Below are 25,955 nucleotides of genomic sequence, written 5' to 3'. Positions count from 1 at the left end.
GCCTCATGCCTCCTCCATCAGCGCCCGCCGCAATCTGCGCAGCACCACGCCGCGCGCCTTGTCGTCGGCGGCCTTCGCCAGTTCGTCCTGAAGATCGAGGACAAGCGATTGGAAGTCGTTGTGCCAATCGGTGTGTCCCGCCCGATACGGATCGATGCGGGGAGGAGTGGTGTCAGATATCTCAACCAACCCTTCTGCACCCAGGCGGAACGCCGCATCGAGACGAGGCCGGATCAGCCGCACTTCCGGCAGGAACTTGGATAGACGCTGCTGGAGCGCTTCGAGCGCATCCTCTTCACCGTGGACCAGAAAGACGCCGCCGCGAATGGGTTGCCGGGCCCGCACCCAGTCGGCGAGTTCCACTCCATCGGCATGGCCGCTGTAGATGTCGAGCGTTCGGATGCGGGCCCGCACCCGAATATCGTCTCCCTGGATGCGAACCACGGAGGCGCCGTCTTCGAGAAAACGGCCGAGCGTCCCGGCCGCCTGGTAGCCGACCAACAACACAGTGCCCTCGTCCCGCCACAGCCAGTTCTTCAGCCTGTGGCGTATGCGGCCGGCTTCGCACATGCCGCTTGCGGCGATGACGATGTGAAAGCCCCGCATGAGGTCGAGCGCCTTCGACTGCTCGACGGTTTCGGTAAAACGCACGTTCCGGGCCTCGATGGCCCGGACAAGTGCGTCGCCGTTCTCCAGTTCGCGCGCATGCCTCCGGAAGATTTCGCTTGCCCTTGTCGCAAGCGGTGAATCGATGATGATCGGGCATTTCGTGAGCGCGCCTGTGTCCATGAGATGGACAAGGTCCGTCAGAAGCTCCTGTGTGCGTTCCACGGCAAAGGACGGGATGATCAGCGCACCATTGGGATGGGTCGCCGCCATGACTTCGGCGCGCAGAATGTTTCGCCTCGTCGCATCCGACGTCTGCTCACGCTCGACGTCACCATAGGTGCTCTCGCAGACGACATAGTGCCAACCGCTTGGCGCCGTGGCGTCGAACTGAAGCAGCTTATGACGCGGACCGATGTCTCCTGAAAAGAGCAGCCGCAACGGCGAAGGCGCCGCGCCGATCTCCATCTCTACGGAGGCTGAGCCCAGCAGATGCCCGGCATTCCAGAACCGGAACCGGATCCCCGCCGCGGCCTCCTGCCACGCCCCGAGCGGCACGGGACGGAACAGGGTGATGGCGATCGCGGCGTCGCGCGCGGCGTAGATGGGCGTCACCGCATCGCGCCCCCGGCGCAGGCTGCGGCGATTACGCTGGTCGACCTCACTTTCCTGGATATGTGCGGAATCGGGCAGCATGACCGTACACAGGTCCCGCGTAGCGGGCGTTGCGAAGATCGGGCCGTCATAGCCGAGCTTGACGAGCTTCGGGAGCAGGCCGGAATGATCGATATGCGCATGCGTCAGGATGACGGCATCGATTTTCGAGGGATCGAAGGGGAACGAGCGATAGTTCAGCTCCTTTTCCGTTTTCGCCCCCTGGAAGAGCCCGCAGTCGAGGAGAATTCTTGCGGGCCCGAATTCCACAAGCTGGCAGGAGCCCGTGACGGTTCCGGCAGCGCCATGAAAGCGGATGATCGGTTCAGCGGGCATTGATACGAATCCTTTCGCGAGGCGGCCTTTTCGAAAGAATGCACGCCTGCGCGGCAGACGACTTGATACGCATCAAACCTTGTGCGGTCGACCTGCAGCGCCCTTTGAGTGCGAGATATTGGATTTTGCAGAAGCGCAGCGCCGCCGCAGGGATTCAGCCCGCAATCGTCGCGATGAGGATCGACTTGATTGTATGCATGCGGTTTTCCGCCTGGTCGAAGACGATCGAGGCTTTCGATTGGAAGACGGCGTCCGACACCTCCATGCACTCAATGCCGAATTGCTTGGCAATCCGCGCCCCCACTTCGCTATTGCGGTCGTGGCAGGCGGGTAAACAGTGCATGTACTTGGTGTGGGGATTTTCGGTGGCCTCCATTACGTTCGCCCTGACACCGAAGGGAGCGAGCAGCCTGATACGCTCGGCCCAGCCCGTCTCCTCTTCACCGAGCCACGGCGCGGTGTAGATGAAGTCGGCGCCCAGAACACCCGCCCCGACGTGCTCCAGCACCGTGAACCGGCCACCATGCGCTCGCGCCTCGGACGTCACCTGCACGATGAAGGATTTCGCGGGCCAGAAGATCGGCGGCGAGACGATGCGCAGGTCCACTCCGAGCTTGGCGGCACCGATCGCCAGCGATCGCGCGACATTGCCGCGACCATCGCCAAGGTAAGCCACCACCACTTGCGAGAGCGGCTTTTCACTAAACTCCTGCATGGTCAGGAAATCGCCGAGCGCATGCGTCGGGTGTGATTCGTCAGTCAGGCCGTTATAGACCGGTACACCCGCATGCGCCGCCAGTTCGTCGACGGCGTCTTGCGAGCGACCGCGATATTCGATCGCGTCGTAGAATCTTCCGAGCACGCGGGCCGTATCCCTGATTGATTCCCTGCGGCCCAGGTGGCTGCCGGAAGGACCCCAATAGGTGACATGGGCGCCCTGGTCATGGGCAGCCACTTCGAAGCCGGTGCGGGTGCGCGTCGACTCCTTTTCGAAGATAAGGGCAATGTTCCTGCGGCTCAGCCGCGGGATCTCTTTGCCGCTTCTCTTCTCCGTCTTGAGATCGGCGGCAAGCCGCAGCAGAAAGCGAAGCTCGTCGGGCGTGAACTCCTCGAGCGTCAAGACACTGCGGCCACGAAGAGTGATGGGCATGACATGCTCCCTTCCGCGAACCCGCATTGAACGGCAGTTCACGCTCGCCCACCTTGATGCTTGTCAAACTCGAACGGCGGCTGCGGCCGTTTGACGGACATCAATGACCGTCCGGCATACAGGCCGGACCATTGACGCCCACTCGGCCAAGCGGAACACGCGGGGAAGCGAGAATGGCCAAAGCCTATTCCGTCGGTCCAATTCAGCGCAATCAGGTCGATCGCGCGTTTCGCCTGATAGAGGTAGCCGGTTACGAACTCGACTTGACCAAGTGGCGCGAGTTCTGCGCGACGGCCTTTGCGCGGCAGCCGATATCGCCCTATGCGCAAGAGATAGTGACGGTAGAGAATGCCCGCGGTTACATCACCGGCCTCAGCATCGGCCACGTAGCGCACGATCCCTTGTACGGCCGACTTCTCGACGTGTCTGTCTTCCTCGTCATCAGTGCCGGAGACACGCCGGGTGTCTCCGATGCGCTTCTCGAATATCTGATGGCGGCGGCACGCAACAGGCGCTGCAGCTTCATGCGCATCGCCGCGACAGATCTTGCCAACTGGCCCGGCCGGCGCTGACCGCAGCGGCCGGATCGCGGCACCCTCATTCCCGTGCAGTGACCTCGCTGAAACAGGACGCCTGAAAACGCCTAGGCGTCCTGCCGGCTGGTCCGCGCGCTGAAGACGTAACCGACGCCCCTGACCGACTTGATGAGTGCCGGGTTGCTCGGGTCCTGTTCGATCTTTCGGCGAAGACGTGCGATCTGAGCATCGATGGTCCGGTCGAAGGCCTCAAGATTTCGACCACGGGTGAGATCCATCAGCAATTCCCGCTGGAGGACGCGGCCGGCATGCTTCACGAGCACGCAGAGCATATCGAATTCGCCCGTTGTCAGGGGGATTTCCTCGCCGTCGTCGGACAGCAACTGCCGACGCCCGACGTCGAGACGCCATCCCTGGAAACTGTAGATTTCCGATTGCGGGTCGCTGCGGACCGGCGCCGCCGGCGGTTGCCGACGCCTGAGCGCACTTCGCAATCGTGCCAGCACCTCGCGAAGGTGAAACGGTTTCGCGATGTAGTCGTCGGCGCCGATCTCCAGACCGACGATCCGGTCGACCACGTCGTTTCGCCCGGTCAGCATGATGATCGGGAGGTCCGAACGTGCCCTAATGTCACGTGCCAATGCCAGCCCGTCCTCACCCGGCAGGACGAGATCGAGCAGGATGATGTCGATCATCTGGGTCTCGAGACAATTGCGCATCTCCCCGCCGTCGCCCGCCAGGCTGACGCGGTAGCCCTCATCCTCGAAGTAGCGTGCGAGCATCTGCCGAATTCTCGGATCGTCGTCGACAACGAGAATGTGCTCCGGCGACTTCTGTGAATTGACCATACTCCTCGCACCGCTCCTGTTCATCAAAAAGCGCAGTTACAAATCGTTACAATATCGCACGAAGTGTAGCATGCCAGTCGTCGCACGGTCACCGGCCACTGCGCAAACTCCTCCCATCAAATCCACAGGAGGATGTCATGAACCTTCAAGTCGTCGCCATCCGGGATGCTCGCGAAGCACCCATCACGCTCTCGCAGCCGAGCCTTTCGTCCGTGTTCGACCGGCAACCGCTGGAAAGGTTCGACGCGGGCAGCGCCGTATTCTGGGAAGGCGACGACGCCGCGCATCTCTTCCAGGTCACCGACGGCATGCTTCGAGCGGTGCGGCTGCTGAGCGACGGCCGCCGCATCATCGTCGGCTTCCTGCGTCCCGGCGATCTGCTCGGCGTCTCGCTCAAGGAACGGTATCTCTATACGATCGAGGCAATCACGCCGGTCGCGCTTCGCCGCCTCTCGCGCCGTCGCTTCGAAGAAGAAATCCGGCGTCAGCCGCAACTGAGGGATCAGCTCTTCTCCAGATTATGTGACGAAATGACCGCGGCCCAGGACCAGACCGTGCTGCTGTCGCGCAGGAGCGCCGACGAAAAAGTCGCCAATTTCCTGCTCATGATGTCTCGTGACGAGTTCGGGAATTGCACGCGCATCCTCGATATTCCGATGACGCGCCTGGACATGGCCGATTATCTGGGTATGACGATCGAAACCGTTTCGCGCACCATAACAAAATTGACGAACAGCGGTATCATCACAGCCACCGGACGGCGATCGATGATGGTCCTGAAAATGGATGCCCTTCGCTCGCTGGCCGATGGCGACAACGGTGAAAACTGGTTGCTGCCAACGGGTTCGCGATATGCCACCGCATAAAGACGGTCTGACGGTATGGAAAAGCGCGTAAGCAACATCGTGGATGCCCTCGACGGGGCGAATGTCATCGTCCACGGAGCCGACGGCAAAATCACCCATTGGAGCAAGGGCTGTGAAGAACTCTACGGCTGGTCGCGCGGCGAAGCCCGGGGCAAATGCGTCCATGACCTGCTGGCAACGACGTTCCCGGAAGCGATCGAGGAAATCCGCAGCCATCTCAACGCACATGGGGCCTGGGCAGGCGAGCTGGAGCAGAGGCACAAGGACGGCACCACCGTCTTCGTCGCGAGCCGCTGGATCCTTCTCGCCTCGGAAGATGGCGGTCGCGGCGCCATCGTCCAGACGGATAGCGACATCACCAATCTGAGACAAACACAGGCGGACCTTGCGGCCCGCGAGGCGCATCTGCGATCAATCCTTGATACGGTGCCCGAAGCAATGGTCGTGATCGACGAAAAGGGCAGGATCAACTCCTTCAGCGCCGCGGCCGAGCGGCTTTTCGGATGCAAGGAACATTCGGTTCTTGGCCGCAATGTCAGCATGCTGATGCCGCAGCCGGACCGGGATGCGCATGACGGCTATATCGCCAATTACCTGCATACGGGTGAAAGGCGGATCATCGGCATCGGCCGCGTCGTCACCGGGCAGCGCAAGGACGGCACCACCTTTCCGATGGAGCTTTCCGTCGGCGAGGCGGTCTCCGGGGGCAAGCGGATTTTCACAGGCTTCATTCGCGATCTCACGAGTCGCCAGCGCATCGAGGAAGAGCTTCGTCAGGCGCAGAAGATGGAGGCCGTCGGGCAACTGACAGGCGGTCTCGCTCATGATTTCAACAATCTTTTGACTGTGATCACCGGCAATCTGGAAATGCTCGAGGCCCGGCTTGAGGACGAGAAGCTCCTGTCGCTCTTGAGCGAAGCCCAGGCGGCGGCGGACAGCGGCGCGAAATTGACGGGACAATTGCTTGCCTTCGGCCGACGCCAGCCGCTCAATCCGAAGCTCGTTGACGTCGGCGAGCTGGTTTCGAACTTCTCCAACCTCCTGACGAGAACATTGGGCGAAACGATCGAGCTCCGCACTATGGTGACTGGCGCCGGCAATCTGGCGCTCGTCGACGTCTCCCAGCTTCAGAACACGCTGCTGAACCTGGCGCTGAACGCTCGCGACGCCATGTCCGCCGGTGGCCGGTTGACCGTCGAAATCTCGACGACGGTTCTCGATCGAGACTATGTGCTCATGTATCCCGAAGTCCGGATGGGCCGCTACGTCCTCATCACCGTGACCGACACCGGTACCGGCATGAGCGAGGAGGTCAAGCGCCACGCTTTCGAACCCTTCTTCACAACCAAGGGCACCGGTGCCGGCACGGGACTGGGGCTGAGCATGGTCTATGGCTTCGTCAAGCAATCCGGCGGCCATATCCAGCTTTACAGCGAGCGCGGCCAGGGTACGAGCGTACGCATCTTCCTTCCCGCGGCGCGGGGCGAGGAGGACATGGTCGAGCCGAAGGGAGGCGGGGAAATTGCTCCCGAGCCAATTGCGAGGGGCCACGAGACGATCCTGGTGGTGGAAGACGATCCGCGGGTTCGGCGCGTCGTCGTCGCTCGACTGGAGGATGCCGGCTACAGGGTCATTGAAGCCGAGGCCGCAGGGAAGGCGCTGGAACTGCTTTCCGAGCACCCGGAAGTCGCGCTTGTCTTCACGGATGTGATCATGCCGGGCGGCATGAATGGCGGCGAACTGGCGCAGCATGTGCGCGCCCTGCGGCCCGACGTGAAGATGCTTTTCACCTCCGGTTATGCCGAGCCGAGCGTAATCGGCAAGGAGTTGTCAGACCCCGGAAGCTGGCTGCGGAAACCTTATACGGCGAAGGAACTCGCCCGACGCCTCCGTAATCTGCTCGATTGAGAGCGCTTGCCCGCGAACGCGCCGAAGTTTGCGCATAGTCAACGCGCTTCCTCGAAAGCGGCCTAACGTCGTCGGTGAAAAACCGGAGAGCGCGGCATGACCATTCGAAACCTTCATCATGCAATCGACCCGAAATCGCTTGCGGTGATCGGCGCATCCAGCCGTCAGGGTTCGCTCGGGCGCGTGGTCATCGAGAATGTCCTGGCGATGGGGTTCGGGGGAAATATCTGGCCCGTGAACCCGAAATACAGCGAGGTCGCCGGGCTGATCTGCTTTGCACGCGTTGCCGACATTCCCGGGGTTCCCGATCTCGCGGTGATCGTCACGCCGCCGCAAACGATACCCGGTCTAATCCGTGACCTCGGCGAGCGAGGTACTCGCGCCGCGGTGGTGATCACGGCCGGTCTTTCTGATGAGAAGGGCCTGCGGCAGGCGATGCTGGATGCCGCAAAACCCCATCTCTTCCGCATCATCGGCCCCAACACGGTGGGCCTCATCGTGCCTGCCGCGAAGCTCAATGCCAGTTTCGTGCATCTCCAGCCGCAGGCGGGCGACATCGCGTTGCTTTCGCAGTCCGGCGCTATCGCAACTTCTCTGATAGATTGGGCCGCCGACAACAATATCGGTTTTTCGCAGATCGTGTCGCTCGGTGACATGGCCGACGTTGACGCCGCCGATTGCCTTGATCTATTGGCGGGAGACCCGAAGACCCGGGCGATCGTGATGTATCTCGAAGCCGTGCCGAACCCGCGCAAATTCCTTTCGGCAGCCCGGGCGGCTGCCCGATTGAAGCCGGTCGTCGCCATCAAATCCGGACGCCATGCGGAGGCTGCGAAGGCCGCAGCCACGCACACCGGCGCGCTATCCGGCGCCGACCGGGTGGTTGATGCCGCCTTGCGCCGCGCCGGCGTGCTCAGGATCGAGAGCCTTGGTGAACTGTTCAATGCAACGGAAACGATCGGTCGCTTCGCGCCGCTGAAACGTACCCGTGCCGCGATCGTCACCAATGGCGGCGGAGCCGGTGTGCTTGCCGTCGACCGCTTGGTGGATTTCGGCTGCGAACTGGCGGAGCTGTCGGCCGAAACCATCCGGACCCTGGACCAGGTTCTGCCCGCCAACTGGTCGCGGGCTAATCCGGTGGACATTATCGGCGATGCATCGCCCGAGCGTTACCGGGCAGCGACAGAAATCGTGGCTCAGGACCCGGCGACCGACATCCTCATCGTCATGAACTGCCCGACCGGACTCGCCTCGCCCCTAGAGGCGGCGCGCGCCGTCGCTTCGCTGTCGCAGTCCGGGACGATCGCCGGCAAGCCCGTCCTGACCTGCTGGCTCGGCAGCCGCACCGCCAGAGACGGCCGCCAAGCCCTGCAGGAGGCTAAGCTCGCAAGCTACGACACACCGGCCGACGTCGCGCTGGCCGCCTCATACCTGGCAAACTGGTCGCGGGCACAGGAGGCGCTGCTCCGTGTTCCCCCGAGCCGCGCCGGCGACACAGCCATCCACGACAGCAAGACGGTAATGGACATCATCCGGCGCGTGGCGTCGGAGGGGCGACGGATGCTGAACGAACCGGAGGCAAAGACTGTCATTGCCGCCTATGGCATCGCGACGCCGACGACACTCGTCGCCGCATCGCCCGAGGAGACGGAAAGGGCCGCCGCGGAACTCCTCGGCAATTCGGCCAAGGTCGTCGTCAAGCTGCTGTCGAAGGCAGTCAGCCACAAGTCCGACGTCGGCGGCGTCGTGCTCGACATCGCGACCGCGGCCGCTGCGCGAGAAGCGGCGGAAACGATAGTGGCGCGGCTCAAGACGCATGACCCGAATGCCGTCCTGGAGGGTTTCGCCGTGCAGCCGATGATCGAGCGCAGGCGCGCTTGGGAATTGATCCTCGGAACGAGCCGCGACCCGGTCTTCGGCCCCATCATATTGTTCGGATCAGGTGGCGTCTCTGTGGAAGTCGTCGCGGATACGGCAGTCGCCCTGCCGCCGCTCGATGATGTGCTCGCCGACGATCTCATCGAACGCACGCGCATCGGCCGCCTGCTCGCCGGCTTCCGCGATCAGCCGCCGGCGCATCGAACTGCGGTCTTGAGCGCGCTCTGCGCACTCTCGCAAATGATCGTCGATTTCCCCGCCATAGTCTCGATGGACATCAATCCCTTGCTGGCGGACGAGGAAGGTGCGATCGCGCTTGACGCCCGCATCGAAATCGACCCGCATGCGGCAGCCGTGCCGGGCCCCAATCGCGATCTCGCGATCCGCCCCTATCCCGCCGGCTGGGAACGAGAGGTCGTGCTCGGGGCGAGAGCTTACCGCATTCGCCCGATCAGGCCGGCCGACGCGGCCCTCTATCCGGCCTTTTTCGCCAGGACGGCGCCGGACGACATTCGCCTGCGCTTCCTGGCGCCGCGCAAAAGCTTCCCACATCAGATGCTGGTGCGGCTGACGCAAATCGACTACGAGCGCGAGATGGCCTTTATTGCGCTCGAGAGGGAAAGCGGCGAACTGGCCGGCATCGCAAGGCTCTATGCCGATCCCGATCATGAGAGGGCGGAATACGGCCTGCTGGTGCGGACCGATCTGCAGGGACAGGGTCTTGGCTGGGCGCTGCTTGCGCATTTGCGCGACTATGCCGCGGCCGACGGGCTGCAATGCATGGAGGGGATCATGCTGAGCGAAAACAGCAGGATGCAGCACATGTGTCGCGAATTCGGCTTTTCCATCCGCCAGCATCCCTCGGACCCTCGCCTGCAGGTCGCGTCGCTGGACCTGGAACCCGATTCGGCCGACGGTGATACCAGGTCTCGATGATAGGAACCGAGACTTGCTGTAACCTCAGACTTGCCCGTCGGTATGCAGGCCGAGAATGTCGCGCACGATTTCTCTCGCGTCCCGGTCGGCGCCCACCTTTTGCCAGGTAACGTCATTCCTGGCGGCGGCGAGCTGCCGCGTCAGAATCTCCAGATCCGCGTCGGAGGGACTGACCCTGCGTGATGCAACGCGTCGGCGAAGCAGCGCGGCATCCGCATCGAGCCAGACGGCGGTGTACGGCACGCCGGCCTCCCGCGCCACGGCTTCGATGCGGGCGCGGTTCGGTACCTTGTCGAACACGGCGTTGGCAACCACCGGGGCGCCCGCGCGCAAGAGGGTCAGGGTCCGATCCGCCATCTCGCCATAAACTCTCTCCGAGACTTCCGGGAGATAGGCGGCCGACGGGAGCCTTTTCTCAGCCGAAACGCCGTGCATGGCTTTGCGGATGCGATCGCTTTCGACGACCCGTGCTCCCGGCGGTGCACCAACCTCGGCAGCCAGCATATCCGCGACGGTCGTCTTGCCGGAGCCGCTGAAGCCGCCGATCACGATCAGCCGCGCCGGCACGGTCTCGATCAAGGAACGGGCGAGGGCGAAATAGGACCGGGCCTCCGCTGCCAGTTCGCACGATCGCGCCTCGCTTTCCTCGAGCTGCGTGGCGGTAACATGGGCCCTGACGGCGGCGCGGATCGCCATCAGGTAGGGCAAGAGCACGAAGCCGTCTTCGTCATTCGTTTCGTCGAGATACCGGTTCGCAACAAGGTTCGCGAGTTCCGGGAAACCACGATGCCAGAGGTCCATCAGCAGAAAGGCGAGGTCGTAGAGGGTATCGACCGTGGCGATCTGATCGTTGAACTCGATGCAGTCGAAGAGCCGTGGCTCGCCGTCGATCAGGCAGATATTGCGCAGGTGCAGATCGCCGTGACAGCGCCTGACCTTGCCGGCGGCTTCGCGCGTATCGAGCAGAGGCGCATGAACCGCAAGCTTTTCTTCGAACGCCCGGTTAAACTCACGAAGTTCCTCGTCTCCGAACACCCGGCTCGTCTGGAAGCCGGCGGCGTTGATGCGCAGCACGCCGGCAATGTTGGCAGAGCCGGAGCCCTGGTGGACGACCGGCGCCGCCTGGTGGAAGTGGGCAATCATCCGCGCCGCTCGGGTCATCAGCTCGGCCGTGAGCCTCCCCTCCATGGCCATACGATCGAGCAGCGCGCCCTGGTCGAAACGAACCATCTCGACGACGGCATCGACAAGCTCATCCCCGTTATCGAAGCGCAGCCTGCCGTCCTTGCGCATGACCCGGCGAACGCCGATGTAGAGGCTAGGCGCTGTGGCTGCATTCAGCGCGACCTCCTTTTCGCAGGCTTCGAGCCTCAACCCCGGCGTTGAGAAATCGACATAGGGCAGCTTCACCGCGCGCTTCATCTTGAACGCGCGATTGCCGATCAGGAAGATGTAGGAAATATGCGTTTCCATGCGCTCGAACGCTTCCAATCCGCGACGCTCTTCGAGAAACGCGATCGCCTCCGACTGATCCTCGGCCAACATGCTTTCCCTTTCTCCCCATGAAGAGGCAACCCGGCCAACACCTTGGCGGCCAGGATGAGCTTCATCAGGTAGCGCCTCATTGACGCTGATCAACGGGCGGTGCGGGATGACGATGGTAGCAAAGGCTAGTCTTCCACGGGTACGAAAAGGCCGAGCTTGACGTCCTTCAGAACGACGTTTGTGTGGATGCGCTTGATCTGCGGGTTGTGCGCCATGATGGTCGCAGTGATCTCGTCGTACTGGCCGACGTCCTGCGCGGTGATAATCGCAATCAGGTCGACTGAGCCGGTGACGTAATAGATCTGCTGTATGTGGTCTTGCTTCTCCGCCCAGAGGCGGAATTTAGCAAGCGCATCATAGTTCTCGCGCTCGATCTCCATGCCGGCAATGAAGGTCATCGGATTGCCGGCAACCTTGCGGTCGACGAGCGCGATCTCCGCCGTTATGACCTTCTCCTCGCGCATCCGTTTCAGCCGCCGCTGGACCGCGGAAGCGGAAAGGCCTACTTGGTCTGCGATCGCCTCTGCCTTGATCTGGCAATTGCGCTGCACGATCTCGAGAATGCTTCGGTCAAACTGATCCAACGTGTCCGGCATTTGCTCCCGCTTCAGCTTGCTTTGCGACGCAGGTCGAAGTGCATCAATTGTTCGCGCGGCATTGCCGCATTATAGAGCCGACATGCGCGCTAATTCCGCGTTGGGCAAGGCAATTGCGCGGCTTTTCCGCATAGAGCGACGGTATGTTCAAGAGAAAACGCTCAAGAAGCCACGGGGAACGACAGGAATGATTGAGAAGGCAGTCCCCGCCCTGCTCGTGGAGGACGTCCACAAGAGCTACGGCAGTCATGACATCCTGCGCGGCATTTCGCTGAGAGCGCACCGGGGCGACGTTATCTCGATCATCGGATCGTCCGGAGCCGGAAAGAGCACTTTTCTAAGGTGCATCAACTTCCTCGAGATTCCGGATCGCGGCCGCTTTGTCATCAATGGCGAAGAGGTGGATATGCGAGCCCGTGCCGACGGGCGGGTGCAGCCGGCAAACTGGAGGCAGATCGAGCGCCTGCGCACCGGTCTCGGCATGGTCTTCCAGAGCTTCAATCTCTGGGCCCATATGACAGTGCTTCAGAACGTCATCGAGGCGCCGGTCCATGTCTTGAAGATTGGGCGCAGGCAGGCCATCGAACGGGCCGAGGCGCTGCTCGCCAAGGTCGGCCTTTACGACAAGCGGCACGCCTATCCGGCTTTCCTGTCCGGCGGCCAACAGCAACGCGCCGCCATTGCCCGTGCCCTTTGCGTCGAACCCGAAGTGATGCTTTTCGATGAACCGACCTCGGCGCTCGATCCGGAACTGGTCGGCGAGGTCCTGAAGGTCATACGGGAACTCGCCGAAGAGGGCCGCACGATGCTGCTCGTCACCCACGAAATGAAATTTGCGCGCGATGTTTCCAGCCAAGTGATGTTCCTGCATCAGGGCCGCGTGGAGGAAGAAGGTGCGCCGGCGCAGATTTTCGAAGCCCCACTCAGCGCCCGTTGTCGCGAGTTCACGGGGGCGCTGTCGGCATGAGACCGTCGTTTTCCAGCATCACGTCATCGCAGAGATACAACTGAAAGAGGAACACGAATGAAACTGCTTTCCATCCTGCTCGCCGGCGCAGCACTCGCCGCATCGACCCTCAACGCCGGTGCGGAAGTACGCTTCGGCGTCATGAACGAGGCCTATCCGCCCTTCTTCACCAAGGATGCCTCCGGCGAGTGGGTTGGCTGGGAAATCGAACTGATGGACGCGGTCTGCGCGGAGATGAAGGAGCAATGCTCGATCGTCGACATGTCATGGGACGGCCTCATCCCGGGGCTTGAGACGAAGAAGTTCGACGTGATCTGGTCCTCGATGTCGATCACCGACGAGCGCAAGAAGACCATCGACTTCACCGACAAATACTACAACACTCCAAGCAAGCTGATCGGCGCCAAGGACGCGGCGACGGGTGCGACGGCTGACGCCGTTGCCGGCAAGACCATTGGCATCCAGGTTTCAACGATCCAGTCCGAATATTTCAAGACGTATTTCGCCGAGAACGCGTCGGAGAAGACCTATTCGACGCTCGACGAAGCCTTCCAGGATCTTGCGGCCGGCCGGATCGACTATGTGTTCGGCGATGCGATCCCGCTCGCCGAGTTCCTGAAGTCCGACTTCGGCAAGGATTGCTGCGCTGACATGGGCGACGTGGCGGACGATCCGGCCATTCTCGGTATCGGCATTGGTGGCGGCGTGCGCAAGGATGACACGGCGCTTCGCGACAGGCTCAACGCGGCCATTGCCGCCGTTCGTGCGAGCGGCAAGTACGATGAACTCTCCAAAAAGTATTTCGACTTCGATCCCTACGGCAAGTGATTGTCGCTCGAGCGGCGGCGGGGTTTGACCCCGGCCGCCGCTCGAGGAGCGCGCCCACCTCCTCCCGCCAAGCCGGATTGTCTCGATGTCGTCAGCGCTTTCCCTTTTGGACCTGCTAGCCCCCTATCCGCCTGGCTGGGGCGGCGTTCTCCTTGCCGGCGCTTTGTCCACCGTCGCCATCTCGCTGGGCGCATACGGCATCGGCATCCTGATCGGCCTCGCTGGCGCGCTCGGAAAGCTGATCGGCGGCCGCCCGTTGGTGATCGCCCTTGATCTCTACACGACGGCCGTTCGGGCAATTCCGGAACTGATCCTGATCGTAGGGCTCTATTACGCCGGCACGGACGGTATCAATCGCGTCCTGCTTGCCGCGGGCCTTCCGCCTATCGAGATCAACGGTTTCGTTGCGGCCGTCGCGGTGCTCGGCATCGTCCAGGGCGCCTATATGACGGAAGTGCTCCGCGGTGCCATCCTCGCCATTCCCGTCGGCCAGATCGAGGCGGCGAAAGCCTTCGGCATGCGCCCGTCGCTGCGCTTTCGCCGCATCGTGCTGCCGGCGCTGATCCCCAACGCCCTGCCCGGCCTTGCCAATCTCTGGATGTCCGTGACCAAGGACAGTGCCCTGATCGCGGTCGTAGGCTATCAGGAACTGGCGCTGGCGACGCGACTCGCGGCCGGCAATACCAAGCACTATTTCCTGTTCTTTTTCGCCGCCGCGCTGCTCTATCTGGCGATCACGCTCGTGTCCAACGTGATATTCGGCGCGCTCGAAGGGCACTTCCGACGCGGCCAGCCGAAGAATGCGTGAGGCGGGCCAATGAATTTCTCCTGGGTTTCCACCTACTGGCCACTCCTGGCCGCCGGCGCGGTGCAAACCGTACTCCTGCTCGTCATATCCGTCGTCATCGGGTTCTTCATCGCAGTCGGCCTGGCACTCGCGCAGATCAACGGTCCGCGTGGCCTGAAATGGCTTGCCCGCGGCTACTGCACCTGCCTGCGCGGCACGCCGCTGCTGATTCAGCTCTGGCTGCTCTATTACGGCGTCGGATCTCTGCTGCCGCTTGTTCCCGGACTGCGGTCCAGCTTTCTGTGGCCGGTCCTGCGCGAAGGCTTCTTCTTCGCTGCCGTGAGTTTTACCCTCAACTATGCGGCCTATGAAGCGGAGGTCCTGCGTGGAGCGCTGCTCGCGGTGCCGAAGGGGGAACTCGAGGCGGCGCGGGCTTTCGGCATGTCGCGAGCACAGGTGCTGCGCCGCATATGGCTTCCACGCGCCATCCGCATTGCACTGCCGACCATCGCCGGTGAGGTGGTGCTGCAACTGAAGGCGACGCCGCTTGCCTTCACCGTGACTGTGATGGACCTCTATGCGGTCGCCTACAAGATTCGCCAGGATACGCTGCTCGTCTATGAACCGCTCATCGTCGTCACCGTGTTTTACGTTTTCTTGACGCTCCTCGTGACCCGCGCATTCAAAGTCGTCGAGGCCCAGGTACCCGTTCGACGTTAGCGCATCGGACCGAAAATCGTACCCGATTTTCGGGCCGATGCGCAGATTCAAAGAGTTACAGCGACCTTTGCGCGTCTGAAAAGACGCGCGGCGCTGTAGGTCATTCAACGTAAGAACGCCGGAAACCCGCGCATTGACAGACGGCGACGGGTTCTTGAACCGAAGATCCGGCAATTTGCGCGTATTTCCTGCAGCAACCATGGGGAATTCGCCGCCGATCGCACCATCACTCGCATAGAGTCGCATCCCATCACATCAATGGAAGAGGCCCGAATGTCCGCGAAGACATCGCTATCCATCGCCACGATCGACACGGCTGCCCCGCAGAGCTCCGGTCTGCGCGTCGAGACACTGGCGCTCGACGGCGGCCTCGTGATTGATCCGACAACGCATGCCATCGCGCCCAATATTTCCATGTCGGTCAACAATGTCCTCACTCCGGGCGACGGCGCGTTTTCGGCCGACGGCGTCAGCGATCTGACGGGACTGCCTTATCTCTACGCGCGATGGACGAACCCCACCGTGCGCCAGCTCGAACAGCGCATGGCCGCAATCGAGGGAACGGAGGAAGCGCTGGCCACCGCAACCGGCGTCGCAGCAATCGCCGGAACCTTCCTCACGCTCTTGAAGAAGGGCGACCATCTGATCGTCAGCGACGTTTGCTATGCCGGCGCCAACGAGCTCGCGCGCCGCATCCTGCCGGACTACGGCGTCGAGGTGACGGCGGTGAACATGTCGCGCATCGAGGAGGTCGCCGCCGCCTTCCGACCCAACACCCGGCTCGTCCACTGCGAGAGCCCCTGCAATCCAATCCTGCGGCTGACGGACATTGCCGCAGTGGCGGATCTCGCCCGTGACAAGAAAGCCCTTCTCTCGGTCGATTCCACCCTCGCGACGCCGGTTGCAACCCGGCCGGCATCGCTTGGCGCGGATCTCGTCATTCACTCCTTGACGAAGTTCATCAACGGTCATGGCGATGCTCTCGGCGGCGTCATTTGCGGCAACAAGGCGGTGGTCGAGAAAATCCGCTCCCGTGCCGGTGTCTACCTCGGCGCGTCTCTGTCGGCGCAGAACGCCTGGTTGATCCTTCGCGGCATCGACACGCTCTTTCCGCGGATACGCACCATGTCGCAATCGGCGGGACGGCTGGCGGAGTTCCTCTCCACCCATCCGGCAGTTCGCACCGTCACCTATCCGGGTCTCGATAGTCACCCGCAACACGCGCTGGCCAAGCACCAGATGCGGGTCTTCGGCGGCATGGTCACGTTCCAGACCGCAGCGCCGCACCAAGTCGCCGCGCGGCTCGCGAAGAAACTGAAGGTCGCCCATTACGCCTTCTCGCTTGGCCATCAGCGCAGCATCGTCGTGTTTCTCGATACCGATGAGATGATGAGATCGACCTACCGCCTCGAGGGGGAAGGGCTCAGCGACTATCGCTCCTTTGCCGGCGACGGCGTCTTCCGCGTTTCGGTGGGGCTTGAAGCCGTCGAAGACCTCATCGAGGACTTCGACCAGGCACTGCGACCGTGATCATTAGATAACCAGTAGGCTTAGAACAGAAAGATCGTGCATCACATGAAGAACATACGTGTCCTGGACGGCGGCATGAGCCGGGAGCTCATCCGCCTGGGCGCCGAATTACGGCAACCGGAATGGTCGGCCCTGGCACTGATCGAAACGCCTGACATCGTGCGGCAGGTGCATGAGGAGTTCATCGCAGCCGGCGCCGACATCATCACCACCAACAGCTATGCGCTTGTTCCCTTCCATATCGGCGAGGAGCGCTTTCGCTCGGAGGGACCGGCGCTGATCGATCTTTCGGGCAGGCTCGCGCGGGCAGCGGCGGACGCCGAAAGCCGACGCAATGTCCTCGTCGCAGGCTCCCTGCCGCCGATCTTCGGCTCCTATGAGCCCGAACGTTTCGATAGATCGCGGGTGCAGGACTATCTCGCGGTCCTGGTCGAGAACCTGGCATCCCATGTCGATGTCTGGCTCGGCGAGACACTGAGCTTGATCGCCGAAGGGGAGGCCGTTCGCGTCGCCACCGAAAAGACTGGCAAGCCTTATTGGATCTCCTTCACGCTCGACGACGAGGTCGCGGCGATCAACGGCGACGAGCCACGGTTGCGGTCCGGAGAGCCCGTTGCCCGGGCGGCCGCCTGGGCAGCCGGCTCCGGTGCCGACGCCATGCTCTTCAACTGCAGCCGTCCCGAGGTGATGGGCAAAGCGATCGAGGTCGCCACGTCCGTTCTACGCGAGAATGGCGCATCGATCGAGATCGGCGTCTATGCCAATGCCCTGGAGGGCGATCAGGAGGACGGAGCGGCGAACGCGACGCTGCACGACACGCGCGATGATCTGACCGCCGACGGTTATTCCCGCTTTGCCTGCCAATGGGCCGAGGCAGGCGCGACCCTCATCGGCGGCTGCTGCGGGATCGGCGCGCAGCATGTCCACCGATTGGCGTCGGCCCTGAAGTGACGCCGGATCGTCGCTTCTTCTTGCGAAGGAGCGCTTACGACCGCCCGGCGAAGAAATTCATGACATCCGTGTCTGTCAATTGATCGAAGTCGCTATAGAAGTAGCCGATGGCGCCGAACATTCGCGGCTGAAGCGGGCATATCACTTCGTCCGCTTCTCTCTCCAGTTCCGCAACGGCGTCCGGTGGAGCAACCGGAACGGCGACCACGATTTTCCCCGGCCCCTTGGACTTGAGCCCGATTACAGCCGCCTTGACCGTCGCCCCGGTCGCGATCCCGTCGTCGACGACGATGACGACACGCCCCGCGATCTCCGCTGGCGGGCGGTCGGCGAAATAAAGGCGACGCCGTCGTTCGATTTCGGCGAGTTCCCTTTGATAGATGCTCTCGAATTCGGCGTCCGTCACGCCGGCAAGACGGATCGTCTCCTCATTGCGCACAACCGCCGGCCTGTCGCCTTCTATCACCGCTCCCATTGCAAGCTCCGGCTGCCACGGCACGCCGATCTTGCGCACGAGCAGGAGGTCGAGCGGCGCGTTGAGATGAGCCGCCACTTCTGACGCCACCGGGACGCCGCCGCGCGGCAGCGCGAGCACGACGACGTCCTGCCCACGATAGTGATCGAGCGCCTTTGCCAGTTGTTGTCCCGCTTCCCGACGGTCCGAATAACGCACCGCGCTACCCTCCGCTCTTTGTCCTGCCGTTGCGGCCGCAATGGCTTTCAAACCAATCGGCCGCTGCTTCGATAACCGCATCGAGCGCACCTGGTTCCGAGAACAGATGCGTCGCGCCCGGGATGATCTCCAGCCTCTTGGGGCCTGCGATCTTTGCCAAGGCCGCTCGATTCAACCGAAGGACATCCTCGTCGTCCCCCCCAACGACGAGCAACGTCGGCGTACCGACGCCTTCGAGCACAGCCGCTGCCAAGTCCGGTCGTCCGCCACGCGATACAACCGCAAACACCCGATCGCCAAGTTCCGCCGCCGCCACGAGAGCGGCGGCCGCGCCGGTGCTCGCCCCGAAAAGGCCGATCGCCAGCCCACGGGTGCCGGGTGCCGTCGCAACCCAGCTGCATGCGTCGACAAGACGATCGGCCAGAAGACGAATATCGAAGACATTGGCGCGGTTCTCTGCTTCCCACCCGCTCAGGAGGTCGAAAAGTAGGGTGGCGAAACCCCGTCTCCGCAAGGCCTCCGCAACATAGGTGTTTCGTGGGCTTTGGCGGCTCGATCCACTGCCATGCGCAAACACGATCACTCCGCGCGGGCTCTCCGGCAGGCGGAGAAACCCCGGCAACCGGTGGGGCGGGATCTCGACTTCGATAACGTCGGTACGCTCTGGGGCCATGGATCATCGATCCTTACAGCGCCGCGCGTCCTTTCAGACGCGCAAAGGTCGCTGCAACTCGTTCGGTCCGCGCGGCGACCATCGGGTACGACTTCGGGCCGATGCGCTGCTGCCGTGTGGTCTCCACCGATAGATTATATTGGGAAAATGGTGCCATTTAGGTCGGAGGCGACGGCAGGGCACTCCCGGTGGCGGAATTCAAAGCGATCTCGTCAAGCGCGCCGCAGACCGCTATTATTCGGCGTCCTGCCGAAGGCTTCGGAATGCCGGCGGGATATTCGGCCACCCGTGCGGGCTATTCGCCTGCGCGTGCGCCAGACGAGACATTGCGCAAGTCAGGAAGGCGATGCGACGATGATCGAGTTCAAGATGCCGACGCTTGCGGCTGAAATTGAGGCCGCTACCCTCGTCGAGTGGTTCAAGCAACCCGGCGACCACATTAAGCGAGGCGATGTGATTGCTCTCGCTGAGACGCAGACGGGCGCCATAGAGATCGAAGCCTTCGACGAGGGCGTCATCGGAGAACAGCGTGTGCAGCCGGGGCGGCAGATAGAAGTCGGAACTGTACTGGCAACCATTTTCAGCTCCGAGGAAGCCGATCGCCCCCTGCGTGCCGCTAAAGCAAGCGGCGCGGTCGCCAGGCATCCTTACGAGCGGCGCAGGTCCGCAAGACCGTCCACGGTGCGGCCACGCCCTGCAGAGCGCACGTCCGCCGGATGCCAGCAGGGTGGCATGCTTACGATAGACGGATTTTCCTCTGCGTGGCCCCTCGCGAACGGCGCCGGCGACCCGGCCGAGCTCGCGTTCGACCATGCCCGGGAGCCGCGAATGTCGAAGCGCGGCGGGGCCGCGCGCGAAGACCTGCGCAAGGCGAACGGTGCAGCCATGCTGCGGTCGCATCGCGAAATCCCGCATTACTGGGTTTCTCATGCCATCGACGCCACGCCGCTTCTCGAGTGGGTGGAGGCCGAAAACGCCGGCCGGAGGGCCAAGAACCGGCTCGTCTACCTGGCGCCGCTGATGAAGGCGGCGGCACTCGCGCTGAAGGATGTGCCGGATCTCAACGGTCATTACGGCGAGAGAGGCTTCCGGCCATCATCCGCCGTCCATATGGGACTTGCGACGCCGCTGCGCGGCGGCGGCCTGGTCGCACCGGCGATCCGCGACACGGCCGCAAGGAGCGTCGACGAATTGATGTTTGCTATTGCCGCGCTTGCGCCCCGCGCCAGGCTTGGTCGGCTGCGCAGGTCGGAGATAGCGGACGCGACCATCGTCCTGAATAATCTGGTTGCCGGAAACGTCGACGGCATCTTTCCGCTGATCCACCCGCCCCAGGTCGCGATCATCGCCTGCGGCGCGGCAGGGCCGCGCCCCTGGGCAATCGCCGACACCGTCTGTGTCCGGCAGGTAATCCAGGTGACGGTTGCCGGCGATCACAGGGTCAGCCACGCGCTGAGGGCGGCCGAGTTCCTCTCCCGCCTGTCAGAACTGCTTTCGAAGCCGGAAGCCCTCTGAGCGTTCCGGCGCTCGGCGGTCCACGGCTTTTTGACCGGAATCATTGAATTCCGCCAGCGCGGCGCGAGACTCTCGAGAATGGAGGAGAGTATCATGACCAAGCACATTCTTGTCGCCACCGATGGCTCGGACAAGGCCGGCGAGGCCGTAACGATGGCAGCGCATCTCGCCAAGGCCCTCAATGCGCGGCTCACGGTTCTTCACGTCATTCTGCACGGCCTGAGAGCCGACGAGGCAAATCGCCTTGCCGATGCGGAACATCTGGTCCGCCGCGTATCTGCCTACAGCTTGCCCCAACTCGGGCGCGTTCCTGCCTCAATGAACGAGTTCTTTCAAGCGTCGCAGGGCGATATTCCGCAAGCGGTTTCAGTCCTTGGAGATCATATCGCGCGGGACGCTGCCGAAAATGCCCGGGCTCTCGGCGTCGGCACCGTAGACACCCGCGTCGAACCGGGCGACTATGCCGAGGCCATACTGTCGGTGGCCGACGAAGTCGGCGCCGACCTGATCGTTGTCGGCAGCCGAGGGCTTGGCCGTTTGCGGGGACTGCTCGTTGGAAGCGTATCGCAAAAGGTCGTTCAATACGCCCCTTGCTCGGTCGTTGTTGTTCGCTGAACGGATTAATCGCCCAGGCATCAAAGGACCCGAGCGCAGGCGACGTGGCTGGAGCCTTCTTGGTTAAATGAAACAATTCTGTTGGCTTACGCGGAGCGGAATGTTTGCTCGGCTGACGCGCGGCGTAGCCGGTGCCTACGGCCTAGCCAGCCGGACAACAAGCCGCCCGCTTCATCGCTTGGGTTCTTTCGCGACTTCAAGAGCTGATCTCAATTTATGCGATACTTATATAGTTATATATCTCTGATATCCTTGCAGCCGGCCGCTCTGTCGATTTAAATTGCGCGCCAGAAGCAGTTCTGGCTTCTCTGAAGGATGCGAATCGCGACGAATGGTGCCAATTTCCGTGCTTGAGAAGCTGGCATGATCGAAACCGGACTCGGTTTTCACAAGCGCCGCTTATTCGCATCAATTGATTGGCCGCGCTGAACCAACCCTCTACAAAGTTTACCGATCGGGAAATTATCTGTGGAAGATATCATCCGACCACGTCAATTTTCCCGTTCGGGAATATTAATCTCGACAGAGCAGCCAATATGCTGCTATTTTCCCGAGCGGGAAAATAATGATGGCAAAACGGGTTAAAACTCCAACTGATATCGGCGCGCTGGTCCGAAGTGCTCGCAAGGAGCAAAACTTGCGGCAGGACGAGCTTGCAGGCGTTGCTGGCGTCGGGCTCCGGTTCATTGTCGATCTCGAGGCCGGCAAGCCGACAGCTCAGATAGGAAAAGTGTTGCAGGTTCTGCAAACGCTCGGCTGTTCGGTCGATATTCTGGCTCCTGGTGAACGCAGACAATGACGGCAAGGGTCCTCAACGTCTGGTGGAATGGTCGAATTGTCGGGCAATTCACCCAGGATCGGCACGGCGATATCGGCTTCGCCTACGCTGAAGCTTGGATCGATGATGAAAGCACACTTCCGCTTTCAGCCTCCCTCCCGAAGCGCCCGGAGCGTTTTTCCCGTCGTGAATGCAGACCATTTTTTGGCGGCCTGCTGCCCGAAGAACGCCAGCGCCTGGTTGCAGCGCAAGCATTGGGCGTCTCACCTGCAAATGATTTCGCGCTACTCGATCGCTTGGGCGGCGATGTTGCCGGCGCTCTTCAACTCTTGCCGGACAAGCAGGAACCCATAAAGACAGGACCGATTGCGGACCAGCAGCCGACGCCTCTGGACGACGCAGGAATCGTTCGCGTGCTAGACGCACTTCCTACGCGGCCGCTACTGGCCGGCGAGGAAGGCTTGAGACTATCGTTGGCCGGCGCCCAATCGAAAGTGCCAGTTATTGTGATTGACGGGCGGATCGCGCTTCCGCTTCCCGGCCAGGCGACCACGCACATACTTAAGCCGCCAATCGCGCGCTTCCCAGGGACGACCGAAAACGAAGCCTTCGCTATGAAGCTCGGCGCCACAATCGGCCTAGACGTCGCCCCCGTCGAACCGCGGTCTGCGGAAGGACGCTCGTTTCTTCTGGTCGAAAGATATGACCGTGTCCGCGATACCAGTGGCGTCGTGCGCCGCATACACCAGGAAGATTTTTGCCAGGCGCTAGGCGTGCCGCCTGAAACGAAATACGCCAGCGAAGGCGGGCCGACATTCAAGGACTGTTTTGAGCTGTTGCGGCGAGTATCAGCGCGCCCCGCTACAGATGTGTTGAAGCTGCTGGACGCCGCAATCTTCAACCTGATTATCGGAAACGCCGACGCCCACGGCAAGAATTTCTCGATCCTCTACGACGATCATGGACCGAGATTGGCTCCGCTGTACGATCTGCTTTCTACGGTCGCCTATCCAGACCTTTCACCGAAAATGGCCATGAGGATCGGGAAACGTGCCACGCTTGCCGAGATGGACGCGGATGGATGGCAGGCTTATGCGAAGGAAGCTGGAGTTGGCTTACCTTTGGTGCGCCGCCGAATTACACACTTGGTCGACTCCACCGCTGAGGCCGTAGCGAGAGTATTGGAAGACATCTCAGACCTCTGCATCGATTCCGCTAGGATAAATCACGTTGCGGACTTGATCGCAGGCCGCGCCAAACTAGTCAGGTTGTCGATTTAGCCGCTGTTTTCCACGTCGGGATCGGGCACAAGAATAAGCCAAGGCTTTCCGGACACCAAGCCCGGCTTGCAATGGAACTGATTCTGAATTTGGGCGTCAGACGCTCCGACGTGGTCAAGCTCGGCTGGCAATGCATTCTCAAAGCTCAAAGCCCTGCTGAGAAAAGCCGCCGAACGGTCCGTCGAGAGCCTCTGGACGACAATCGGGCGACTACTCCAACTCTTCACCCCAGACGGATGCCGCAACTATTTCGCAGCCGCAGGCGATGATGCAGCGTGATCGGTTTCCGCTCAAGCCAGCCGGACAACAAGCCGCCCGCTTCAGCCAACCCCGATCGCCGTGTGTCTTATGAGACGCGCAAAGATCGCTGTAGCACTTTGAATTGCTGCATGTCTTTGGCGATCCGCTTTAAGGAAACATGCAGCGGGCCGGGCATCTTTCCGCCAGGATCAGAGGCGATCCGACAAATCATCATCCGCACCTTCGGCCCTGCTATAAGGAAATCAACTGGCAGGAATTCGCTCCGCTACTCCGCGATCAACCGACTTCCCGATCCATGGGATAGCTTCGATCATGGAGTCATGGCGGAGGCTCGGGCTTTGCCAAGCCGCTGAGATCGGGTTCGCCACAACGGCTAAGGATTACATCGCGAACCGCATCGCGCAAGTTGAGGACGGCCTCGAAACTCGTTCCAGACGGCGCGACGGCGTCGGCAATCTCGACGCTGATTGCACCCTGCCTCGGAAACCATTGCTCGCCTCGAAGTACGGTTCGCGTTCCCCGTATGATGCCGGGCAGGATCGCCAGTCCAGCGGCCGCCGCCACCTTGAACGCCCCCAGATAGAAGCCGGTGAGCCCGGGCCTGCGGGTGAACGTGCCTTCCGGAAAGACGACGAGGACGCGCCCGTCTCGGGCCAAAGCCGTCAATCTGCTGGCATCTTCCAGACTTTCCGACACGTCGTAGCGCTCGACGAATGGAATTTGGAGACGGCGCAATAGCGGACCGGCGAGGAGATGCCCGGCAAGCTCCCTCTTGGCGACGATCGCCGGCTCGCCAGGCAGGATCGCCGCAAGCACGAATGCGTCAAAGTAACTCGAGTGATTGAAGGCAAGCATTGCCCTTTGCCTCGGAACGCGTTCGACGCCGCTGGCGGCAAGCGGTACCCCCATGACGGCGAGTGCTGCGCGGCATATCCAGCGAACAGCATGCCAGCGCCAGGAGAGACGGGGGAGCACGAGGACGGCGAGCGCGCCGGCCGACAGTGCGACGCCGAGTACCGCTCACCACCAGACCGCGAAGAGGAATTCCTTTAGCCGCCGCGTCAGCCGTCGCATTTGCGCGCCGATACCGAGCATCATCAGGCTCGACAGTTGCATCGGAAGGGGCCGGTTCTCCGACCCGATGCGCCCGCTGTCATAGAGCACCTTCGCGGCGCTGCGGCGGATCTTGCCGCTCGACGTCTTGGGTACGGACCGCGGCGGCACCAGAACCACCTCGTCGGCGGGGCTGCCGACGTAGTCGATCGTGGCCGCGATCACGCGCTCCTGCATGGATGCGCTCGCATCCGGGTCGGTTTCAGCGGTTTCCGCAATGACACCCCCCCGCTCGGTGCCCGTCGCCCTATCGGCCTGACCAAAGACGGCGACCCCTCCCTTGCGGACGCCGGGAACGGCGGCTACGGCCGCCTCGATCTCCTGCGGATAGAGGTGACGCCCGGCACGGATGATGATGTCCTTGACGCGTCCGGTGATGAAGACGTCGCCTCCGGCCATGTAGGCGCGGTCGCCACTGTCGAGCCAATCGTCGTGAAAGAGCGCGCGCGTCTTCTCTTCGTCACGGAAATAACCGGCCGTCGCGGAGGGTCCACGAAATTGAAGTTGGCCTTCCCTCCTTTCGCCGAGCTCGCGGCCCGCATCGTCGACGATACGAATTTCGTGGCGCGGCAGCGGCTGACCGCAGGCGACGATTTCAAACGGCGCTGGATCTTCCGCATTGGCGATTTCGGCGATGGCATGCGTGCTCAATGCCCGCCGATTGACCCGATCGATCAGGGGCGGGCGTCCGAGCGGCGGAAAGGCAAGGCCGACCGAACTTTCCGCAAGTCCGTAGACCGGAGCCAAGGCCCGGGCAGACAGGCCGAAGCGCCCGAAGCGTTCGCTGAAGCGGCGCAGAGTAGCGGCGCTCACGGGCTCGGCCCCATTAGCGATCATCCGCACGGAACTGAGATCGAGGCCCTCCAGGAGGGGGTCTGAAAGCTTGTTGAGACAAATCTCGAGTCCGAAATTCGGCGATGCCGACAAAGTCGCCCGATAGTTGTGCATCGCCCACAGCCAGCTTTCCGGCCTGGTGAGAAAGTTCAAGGGCGACATCGCATAGAGCGGAGCGCCGAAATAGAGACAGCCCAGCCATGCGCCGATCAGCCCCATGTCATGATAAAGCGGCAACCAGCTGACAAACACGTCCTTCGAGCCAGCCTGCATGGCCTCGCCCATCGCACGAATGTTCGCGAGCAGGTTGGCGTGGCTCAGCACGACGCCCTTTGGGTTGCCGGTGCTTCCGGACGTATATTGGATGAGCGCCGTCGCGCCCGGATCGGCCGGACCGGGCAATTCTTTCTCGGACGCCGCACTCTCGATATCCGCGACGCAATCGACCGCCTTCAGCGGCTCCACGACCGCCTTGAGCAGTCCGGCAAGCCGCCTGCCCTCCGGCATGGAGATGAGCAGGCGAGCGCCGGCATACGAGAATTCCGGCCTGGCGGCGCACATGCTCTTCGAG

At 62.3% G+C, this 25,955-nt stretch carries 23 protein-coding genes and 1 pseudogene; 15 read left to right on the top strand and 9 right to left on the bottom strand.

The window, feature by feature from the left end:
• Positions 1-3: 3 nt before the first annotated feature.
• The gene (locus tag AC4P1R_RS17545) at positions 4-1,596 is read right to left on the bottom strand and encodes an MBL fold metallo-hydrolase (RefSeq protein WP_273360594.1); all 1,593 of its coding nucleotides are present in this window, start codon (positions 1,594-1,596) and stop codon (positions 4-6) included.
• 154 nt (positions 1,597-1,750) lie between these two features.
• Positions 1,751-2,746 carry an ornithine carbamoyltransferase gene (gene argF / locus AC4P1R_RS17540; protein WP_273360592.1) on the bottom strand — a complete coding sequence of 332 codons (996 nt, stop codon included), beginning with the start codon at positions 2,744-2,746 and terminating at the stop codon, positions 1,751-1,753.
• Between the two features lie 173 nt (positions 2,747-2,919).
• Here argF and AC4P1R_RS17535 point away from each other — a divergent pair, with 173 nt between their 5' ends.
• A complete protein-coding gene (locus AC4P1R_RS17535) occupies positions 2,920-3,318 on the top strand; it encodes a hypothetical protein (RefSeq protein WP_273360590.1) in 399 nt (132 codons plus the stop codon).
• A 71-nt stretch (positions 3,319-3,389) separates the two neighbouring features.
• Here AC4P1R_RS17535 and AC4P1R_RS17530 read toward each other — a convergent pair whose 3' ends face one another.
• Entirely contained in the window at positions 3,390-4,130 is a 741-nt protein-coding gene (locus AC4P1R_RS17530) for a response regulator (RefSeq protein ID WP_069460094.1), read from the bottom strand.
• Between the two features lie 137 nt (positions 4,131-4,267).
• Here AC4P1R_RS17530 and AC4P1R_RS17525 point away from each other — a divergent pair, with 137 nt between their 5' ends.
• The 3 genes from AC4P1R_RS17525 (at position 4,268) to AC4P1R_RS17515 (ending at position 9,718) form a co-directional block, all read left to right on the top strand.
• A complete protein-coding gene (locus AC4P1R_RS17525) occupies positions 4,268-4,996 on the top strand; it encodes a Crp/Fnr family transcriptional regulator (RefSeq protein WP_069460093.1) in 729 nt (242 codons plus the stop codon).
• A 15-nt stretch (positions 4,997-5,011) separates the two neighbouring features.
• On the top strand, positions 5,012-6,904 hold the full coding sequence (locus tag AC4P1R_RS17520) for a hybrid sensor histidine kinase/response regulator (protein ID WP_069460092.1): 1,893 nt from the start codon (positions 5,012-5,014) through the stop codon (positions 6,902-6,904).
• A 96-nt stretch (positions 6,905-7,000) separates the two neighbouring features.
• Positions 7,001-9,718: a bifunctional acetate--CoA ligase family protein/GNAT family N-acetyltransferase gene (locus AC4P1R_RS17515; protein WP_273362433.1), complete on the top strand. Its 2,718-nt coding sequence runs from the start codon at positions 7,001-7,003 to the stop codon at positions 9,716-9,718.
• A gap of 24 nt (positions 9,719-9,742) precedes the next feature.
• Here the strand turns inward: AC4P1R_RS17515 and AC4P1R_RS17510 are convergent, their stop codons facing one another.
• Both AC4P1R_RS17510 and AC4P1R_RS17505 read right to left on the bottom strand, forming a co-directional pair.
• Entirely contained in the window at positions 9,743-11,263 is a 1,521-nt protein-coding gene (locus tag AC4P1R_RS17510; RefSeq protein ID WP_492178363.1) for a bifunctional aminoglycoside phosphotransferase/ATP-binding protein, read from the bottom strand.
• A 125-nt stretch (positions 11,264-11,388) separates the two neighbouring features.
• The gene (locus AC4P1R_RS17505) at positions 11,389-11,859 is read right to left on the bottom strand and encodes an Lrp/AsnC family transcriptional regulator (RefSeq protein WP_069460089.1); all 471 of its coding nucleotides are present in this window, start codon (positions 11,857-11,859) and stop codon (positions 11,389-11,391) included.
• 187 nt (positions 11,860-12,046) lie between these two features.
• On the opposite strand from AC4P1R_RS17505, the gene AC4P1R_RS17500 reads away from it, so the two are divergent.
• The 6 genes from AC4P1R_RS17500 to AC4P1R_RS17475 all read left to right on the top strand — a co-directional run bounded on the left by AC4P1R_RS17500 (position 12,047) and on the right by AC4P1R_RS17475 (position 17,642).
• Positions 12,047-12,826: an ABC transporter ATP-binding protein gene (locus AC4P1R_RS17500; RefSeq protein WP_069460088.1), complete on the top strand. Its 780-nt coding sequence runs from the start codon at positions 12,047-12,049 to the stop codon at positions 12,824-12,826.
• A gap of 57 nt (positions 12,827-12,883) precedes the next feature.
• The gene (locus AC4P1R_RS17495) at positions 12,884-13,654 is read left to right on the top strand and encodes a transporter substrate-binding domain-containing protein (protein ID WP_069460087.1); all 771 of its coding nucleotides are present in this window, start codon (positions 12,884-12,886) and stop codon (positions 13,652-13,654) included.
• Between the two features lie 85 nt (positions 13,655-13,739).
• A complete protein-coding gene (locus tag AC4P1R_RS17490; protein ID WP_069460086.1) occupies positions 13,740-14,462 on the top strand; it encodes an ABC transporter permease in 723 nt (240 codons plus the stop codon).
• A 9-nt stretch (positions 14,463-14,471) separates the two neighbouring features.
• Positions 14,472-15,161: an ABC transporter permease gene (locus AC4P1R_RS17485; protein ID WP_069460085.1), complete on the top strand. Its 690-nt coding sequence runs from the start codon at positions 14,472-14,474 to the stop codon at positions 15,159-15,161.
• A gap of 273 nt (positions 15,162-15,434) precedes the next feature.
• Complete coding sequence (locus tag AC4P1R_RS17480; protein WP_492178362.1) at positions 15,435-16,691, top strand: trans-sulfuration enzyme family protein; 1,257 nt, start codon at positions 15,435-15,437, stop codon at positions 16,689-16,691.
• Between the two features lie 45 nt (positions 16,692-16,736).
• Positions 16,737-17,642 carry a homocysteine S-methyltransferase family protein gene (locus AC4P1R_RS17475; protein ID WP_069460084.1) on the top strand — a complete coding sequence of 302 codons (906 nt, stop codon included), beginning with the start codon at positions 16,737-16,739 and terminating at the stop codon, positions 17,640-17,642.
• A 34-nt stretch (positions 17,643-17,676) separates the two neighbouring features.
• On the opposite strand, the gene AC4P1R_RS17470 is transcribed toward AC4P1R_RS17475, so the two are convergent.
• Together AC4P1R_RS17470 and AC4P1R_RS17465 are read right to left on the bottom strand one after the other, a co-directional pair.
• Complete coding sequence (locus AC4P1R_RS17470; protein ID WP_273361844.1) at positions 17,677-18,315, bottom strand: phosphoribosyltransferase; 639 nt, start codon at positions 18,313-18,315, stop codon at positions 17,677-17,679.
• 4 nt (positions 18,316-18,319) lie between these two features.
• Positions 18,320-18,988, bottom strand: a complete 669-nt coding sequence (locus AC4P1R_RS17465; RefSeq protein ID WP_069460082.1) for a dienelactone hydrolase family protein — start codon at positions 18,986-18,988, stop codon at positions 18,320-18,322.
• Between the two features lie 354 nt (positions 18,989-19,342).
• Between AC4P1R_RS17465 and AC4P1R_RS17460 the strand changes: the two genes are divergently transcribed.
• The 5 genes and pseudogenes from AC4P1R_RS17460 to AC4P1R_RS17440 form a co-directional block, all read left to right on the top strand.
• On the top strand, positions 19,343-20,503 hold the full coding sequence (locus AC4P1R_RS17460; protein WP_069460081.1) for a 2-oxo acid dehydrogenase subunit E2: 1,161 nt from the start codon (positions 19,343-19,345) through the stop codon (positions 20,501-20,503).
• 93 nt (positions 20,504-20,596) lie between these two features.
• Positions 20,597-21,118: a universal stress protein gene (locus tag AC4P1R_RS17455; RefSeq protein ID WP_069460080.1), complete on the top strand. Its 522-nt coding sequence runs from the start codon at positions 20,597-20,599 to the stop codon at positions 21,116-21,118.
• A gap of 568 nt (positions 21,119-21,686) precedes the next feature.
• Positions 21,687-21,917, top strand: coding sequence for a helix-turn-helix transcriptional regulator (locus tag AC4P1R_RS17450; protein ID WP_069460079.1), 231 nt, complete (start codon positions 21,687-21,689; stop codon positions 21,915-21,917).
• Positions 21,914-23,176, top strand: a complete 1,263-nt coding sequence (locus AC4P1R_RS17445; protein WP_069460078.1) for a type II toxin-antitoxin system HipA family toxin — start codon at positions 21,914-21,916, stop codon at positions 23,174-23,176. The genes AC4P1R_RS17450 and AC4P1R_RS17445 overlap by 4 nt, the downstream gene beginning before the upstream one ends.
• A gap of 129 nt (positions 23,177-23,305) precedes the next feature.
• A pseudogene (locus AC4P1R_RS17440) lies at positions 23,306-23,455 on the top strand (IS630 family transposase); the annotation flags it as partial.
• Positions 23,456-23,755: 300 nt separating this feature from the next.
• Here the strand turns inward: AC4P1R_RS17440 and AC4P1R_RS17435 are convergent.
• Both AC4P1R_RS17435 and AC4P1R_RS17430 read right to left on the bottom strand, forming a co-directional pair.
• Positions 23,756-24,292, bottom strand: coding sequence for a lysophospholipid acyltransferase family protein (locus tag AC4P1R_RS17435; protein WP_245314706.1), 537 nt, complete (start codon positions 24,290-24,292; stop codon positions 23,756-23,758).
• 165 nt (positions 24,293-24,457) lie between these two features.
• Positions 24,458-25,945, bottom strand: coding sequence for an AMP-binding protein (locus tag AC4P1R_RS17430; RefSeq protein ID WP_492178361.1), 1,488 nt, complete (start codon positions 25,943-25,945; stop codon positions 24,458-24,460).
• Positions 25,946-25,955 lie beyond the last annotated feature (10 nt).

Source organism: Sinorhizobium sp. Y406, from assembly GCF_058732025.1.
This window is presented reverse-complemented; position numbering and strand designations above follow the sequence as displayed.

Coding starts and splice junctions, on each gene's coding strand:
- AC4P1R_RS17515 (WP_273362433.1), top strand. CDS start 7,001: ATGACCATTCGAAACCTTCATCATGCAATCGACCCGAAATCGCTTGCG.
- AC4P1R_RS17445 (WP_069460078.1), top strand. CDS start 21,914: ATGACGGCAAGGGTCCTCAACGTCTGGTGGAATGGTCGAATTGTCGGG.
- AC4P1R_RS17475 (WP_069460084.1), top strand. CDS start 16,737: ATGAAGAACATACGTGTCCTGGACGGCGGCATGAGCCGGGAGCTCATC.
- AC4P1R_RS17500 (WP_069460088.1), top strand. CDS start 12,047: ATGATTGAGAAGGCAGTCCCCGCCCTGCTCGTGGAGGACGTCCACAAG.
- AC4P1R_RS17545 (WP_273360594.1), bottom strand. CDS start 1,596: ATGCCCGCTGAACCGATCATCCGCTTTCATGGCGCTGCCGGAACCGTC.
- AC4P1R_RS17520 (WP_069460092.1), top strand. CDS start 5,012: ATGGAAAAGCGCGTAAGCAACATCGTGGATGCCCTCGACGGGGCGAAT.
- AC4P1R_RS17485 (WP_069460085.1), top strand. CDS start 14,472: ATGAATTTCTCCTGGGTTTCCACCTACTGGCCACTCCTGGCCGCCGGC.
- AC4P1R_RS17435 (WP_245314706.1), bottom strand. CDS start 24,292: ATGCTTGCCTTCAATCACTCGAGTTACTTTGACGCATTCGTGCTTGCG.
- AC4P1R_RS17460 (WP_069460081.1), top strand. CDS start 19,343: ATGATCGAGTTCAAGATGCCGACGCTTGCGGCTGAAATTGAGGCCGCT.
- AC4P1R_RS17450 (WP_069460079.1), top strand. CDS start 21,687: ATGGCAAAACGGGTTAAAACTCCAACTGATATCGGCGCGCTGGTCCGA.
- argF (WP_273360592.1), bottom strand. CDS start 2,746: ATGCCCATCACTCTTCGTGGCCGCAGTGTCTTGACGCTCGAGGAGTTC.
- AC4P1R_RS17465 (WP_069460082.1), bottom strand. CDS start 18,988: ATGGCCCCAGAGCGTACCGACGTTATCGAAGTCGAGATCCCGCCCCAC.
- AC4P1R_RS17495 (WP_069460087.1), top strand. CDS start 12,884: ATGAAACTGCTTTCCATCCTGCTCGCCGGCGCAGCACTCGCCGCATCG.
- AC4P1R_RS17535 (WP_273360590.1), top strand. CDS start 2,920: ATGGCCAAAGCCTATTCCGTCGGTCCAATTCAGCGCAATCAGGTCGAT.
- AC4P1R_RS17530 (WP_069460094.1), bottom strand. CDS start 4,130: ATGGTCAATTCACAGAAGTCGCCGGAGCACATTCTCGTTGTCGACGAC.
- AC4P1R_RS17510 (WP_492178363.1), bottom strand. CDS start 11,263: ATGTTGGCCGAGGATCAGTCGGAGGCGATCGCGTTTCTCGAAGAGCGT.
- AC4P1R_RS17525 (WP_069460093.1), top strand. CDS start 4,268: ATGAACCTTCAAGTCGTCGCCATCCGGGATGCTCGCGAAGCACCCATC.
- AC4P1R_RS17430 (WP_492178361.1), bottom strand. CDS start 25,945: ATGTGCGCCGCCAGGCCGGAATTCTCGTATGCCGGCGCTCGCCTGCTC.
- AC4P1R_RS17490 (WP_069460086.1), top strand. CDS start 13,740: ATGTCGTCAGCGCTTTCCCTTTTGGACCTGCTAGCCCCCTATCCGCCT.
- AC4P1R_RS17455 (WP_069460080.1), top strand. CDS start 20,597: ATGACCAAGCACATTCTTGTCGCCACCGATGGCTCGGACAAGGCCGGC.
- AC4P1R_RS17505 (WP_069460089.1), bottom strand. CDS start 11,859: ATGCCGGACACGTTGGATCAGTTTGACCGAAGCATTCTCGAGATCGTG.
- AC4P1R_RS17480 (WP_492178362.1), top strand. CDS start 15,435: ATGTCCGCGAAGACATCGCTATCCATCGCCACGATCGACACGGCTGCC.